The sequence below is a fragment of the Mesorhizobium sp. P5_C1 genome, from assembly GCF_054049815.1.
This window is the reverse complement of the sequence record NZ_JBFULQ010000960.1, coordinates 1-1,327: the sequence shown is the minus strand read 5'-3', so window position 1 is coordinate 1,327 and position 1,327 is coordinate 1. Positions and strand designations below refer to the sequence as shown.

The 1,327-nt window shown below is 64.9% G+C and carries 3 protein-coding genes; all 3 read right to left on the bottom strand.

What is annotated here, in order from left to right; translation table 11 throughout:
- Window positions 1-464: molybdenum cofactor biosynthesis protein MoaE (locus tag ACXJ7R_RS33000; protein WP_457155454.1), on the bottom strand; the 464-nt coding region annotated here is incomplete at its 3' end.
- 3 nt (window positions 465-467) lie between these two features.
- The gene (gene moaD, locus ACXJ7R_RS32995; protein ID WP_095086303.1) at window positions 468-725 is read right to left on the bottom strand and encodes a molybdopterin converting factor subunit 1; all 258 of its coding nucleotides are present in this window, start codon (window positions 723-725) and stop codon (window positions 468-470) included.
- Window position 726: 1 nt separating this feature from the next.
- On the bottom strand, window positions 727-1,323 hold the full coding sequence (gene pgsA / locus ACXJ7R_RS32990) for a CDP-diacylglycerol--glycerol-3-phosphate 3-phosphatidyltransferase (RefSeq protein WP_095086306.1): 597 nt from the start codon (window positions 1,321-1,323) through the stop codon (window positions 727-729).
- Window positions 1,324-1,327 lie beyond the last annotated feature (4 nt).

The following is a 1,327-nucleotide window of genomic DNA, read 5'->3' as shown; positions in this document are numbered from 1 at the left end:
TTCCAGCGCTGTGCGGCCTTGGCGTCGGCTTCCTTGGCCTCGACCCAGCCGCCCTCGGAGCCGTCAGCGCGATGCTCCTTCTTCCAGAACGGCGCGCGCGATTTCAGGTAGTCCATGAGAAAGTTTGCCGCCTCGAACGCCGCCTGGCGGTGCGCCGATGCCGCCACCACCAGCACGATGTTGTCGCCGGGCGCGATCTTGCCGTGGCGGTGGATGGCGGTCAGGCCTTGCAACGGCCAGCGCTGAACCGCTTCAACGGCGATGCGGCTGATCTCGGCCTCCGCCATGCCGGGATAATGCTCGAGTTCGAGTGCCGAGAGCGCGCCCTGCTCATCGCGGCAGAGGCCGGAGAAGGTCACCACGGCGCCGATATCGGCGCGGCCTTGCGTCAGCCTGGCGATCTCTGCAGCGACGTCGAAATCTTCGCGCTGGATCCGCACCGTCGGCACCACGGCGGCCGACATGGATCAGCCCCCGGTCATCGGCGGGAACAGCGCAATCTCGCGAGCCCCTGATATCTTCTCGCGGTGCTCGACATGTTCCTGATTGATGGCGACGCGGATCACGTCGGGATATTGCAGCGCGTGCTCGTAGCCCTCGCCACGCGATTTCAGCCAGCGCAGGAGGTCGGCGACCGTCTCGATGCCGGCAGGCAAGTCGACGTCTTCCTCAGGCAGGCCGATCCGCTCGCGCACCCAGGCAAAATAGATAAGCCGGGTCGTCATCTCACTCGTCCATGATGTGCTTGAGGCCGGCGCGGAAATAGTCGTAGCCGGTGTAGAGCGTGACCAGCGCCGCGATCCACAGCAGCACCAGGCCGGTCTGGGTGGTCAGCGGGAAGATCTTGTCGCCGGCCGGCCCAGCCAGCAGGAAGGCGATGGCGACCATCTGGATCGCGGTCTTCCATTTTGCCAGTTGCGTCACCGGCACCGAGACCTTGAGCGCCGCCAGATATTCGCGCAGGCCCGAGACGAGGATTTCGCGACACAGAATGATGATCGCCGCCCACAGCGACCAGCCGGCGATGCCGGCATGGCGATCGGTATCAGCCGCCAGCAGCAGCAGGCAGGTGGCGACCAGCAGTTTGTCGGCGATCGGGTCGAGCATCTTGCCGATGTTGGAGGTCTGCTGCCAGGCGCGCGCCAGATAGCCGTCCAGGTAATCCGTGACGCTTGCGAGCAGGAAGATAATCAGCGCCGACCAGCGGGCGAACTCGCTCGACTTCAGATGTCCCTCGAGAAAAAAGCACAGCACCACCAGCGGCACCGCGACGATGCGGGCGTAGGTGAGCATGTTGGGCAGGTTGAACGCGCGCTTGGCCATATCT

What these genes read in the sequence shown, in the direction of transcription:
- moaD (WP_095086303.1), bottom strand. Translation starts at nt 725, where the DNA reads ATGACGACCCGGCTTATCTATTTTGCCTGGGTGCGCGAGCGGATCGGC.
- pgsA (WP_095086306.1), bottom strand. Translation starts at nt 1,323, where the DNA reads ATGGCCAAGCGCGCGTTCAACCTGCCCAACATGCTCACCTACGCCCGC.